The sequence below is a fragment of the Paenibacillus tabacirhizosphaerae genome, assembly GCF_040812395.1.
GTDB lineage: Bacteria > Bacillota > Bacilli > Paenibacillales > NBRC-103111 > Paenibacillus_E.
Genome location: NZ_JBFNXH010000058.1, coordinates 1 through 1,878, shown reverse-complemented (window position 1 = coordinate 1,878; position 1,878 = coordinate 1). Strand labels below are relative to the sequence as shown.

At 49.7% G+C, this 1,878-nt stretch carries 1 protein-coding gene; it reads left to right on the top strand.

Annotated elements, in window-relative coordinates; all coding sequences use genetic code 11:
* Positions 1–1,730: 1,730 nt before the first annotated feature.
* Entirely contained in the window at positions 1,731–1,856 is a 126-nt protein-coding gene (locus ABRS97_RS27930) for a hypothetical protein (protein ID WP_367819442.1), read from the top strand.
* The last annotated feature ends 22 nt before the right edge of the window (positions 1,857–1,878 follow it).

Here is a 1,878-nt window from a genome sequence, read left to right as displayed (position 1 = left end):
TCATTCTCCTCGATTGAAACTATTAGAACACGACATGATAAAGCCACTTCAAACCGTGATAGACCGAATTGGTGACAAGCCCTACGGCAATAAGCCGAACTTGCCACCTCAGCCAGCGGTTAGACTCCATCCGCTCCAGCTAATACACCGAACCCCCACCTCCTGCTCACATGTTGCGCCGAAACCTACCGCCTTGTTTTTGATTTGTCAACGATTTTTTCTGTTTCTTCCATTCGCCGTTTGGATGTGGGGCTGCTTTGCCGTGCCTAGTGTAGTTCCTTTTTAACAACCTTTGTTAAGCAAACTTGCGGTATGCAAATAGGTCGTTTCCCTCGATAACTGGCTGCGCCTGTTCCGCTTACGAACGAATTCGGTTTTGTTTTTGTCTGTACCTTGGCGAAGTAGCATTCCGTGAATGAATTCTCTCTTTCCAATTGGTTTTACAACTCCGATGCCGAAGGCGGCACGCAAAAGCGGTTGAAATAACGAACGAAACGAGGGTTGGAACACGATAAATAGGGCTTGCCCTGCAACCTCCTTCCCTTATTCCCCATCGAAGCGTAGACGACGATGGGAGGAATAAGGGAAGGTGCGCTCAGCAAGCCTTGTTTGGTGTTCAAATAATCGGTTTCGGAAGCGTCATTTCAACCCCCAATTTGCGTGATCTCCGGCATTGTCCCTGTAAAACCCCTTTGGAAAGGTGAATCCATTCACGGCGCGGCTTTTCGGGTCAGCACTCATCGTTCGCTCCTTCCCACTAGGGCAAACTTCGTTTTTACAAACTCCTTCTTCCCAGGCCTTTCGCTCCTTCTGCTTTGGGGCTGGATACATGTTCCTGACCTACTGGCTTGCCTAGCCTCACCGTCCCTGATCCGTGGATCAGCGGTTTCCCCTGCCTACAGATTCCCATTACCTTCATGATGCCTGTCTTTCCAAGCGGGTTTACAGCAGTACCTTCTCGGAGGAAGCGCAAAAGCGTTGAAATCCGGCTGAAATATCTATCGTTCATGGAACGAGTCAGGCTTGTTTACGTATGCGCACCCACCAACAGAACCAGATACCTGCAACCTCCTTCACTTATTCCCTCCGAAGCCCCATCAACGAAGCCAGGAATAAGTGAAGGTGCGCCCCTACGCCACAACTAGATCCCGCCTAAACAAGCCCCGTAAGTTCCATGGCCAAAAAGATATTTCAGTAGCCGGATTTCAACCCCTATTTGCGCTCTCGCTCGGGAAGCCTCTGTAAACCTTGTTTGGAAAGACTTTTTCATCATGAACGTGATGGGAATCGCAGGGGAAGCCTGTTGATCCGTGGATCAGGGAGCTTGGTGAGAAGCAAGCCAGTAGGGCAGGAGCGTATCCAGCCCCAAAAAGGGGAAGGAGCAAAAGACTGTGGGAAGAGCGTTTGTAAAAACGAAGTTTGTCCGTGGGAAGCAGAGCGAACGATGGCGCTGACCCGAAAAGCCGCGTAGCGCGTTGCCTGTCCAGACAATAACAAAACCGAATTTCATTCGTAAGCGGAACAAGTCGGGCTTGTTATCGAGAGAAACGACCTACCGGCATACCGGCTACTAGGCTTAACAGGAAGTTGTTAAAAAGGAACTACTCTAGGCACGGCAAAGCACCTCCACATCCACGTAGCGAATGGAAGAAACAGAAAAAATCGTTGACAAATCAAAAACAAGGCGGTACAAAATCGGCTGGAACATGTGAGCAGGAGGTGGGGGTTCGGTGTATTGGCTGGAACGGATGGAGTCTAACCGCTGGCTGAGGTGGCAAGTTCGGCTTATTGCCGTAGGGCTTGTCGCCAATTCGATCTATCACGGTTTGAAGTGGCTTTATCATGTCGTGTTCTAATAGTTTCAATCGAGGAGAATGA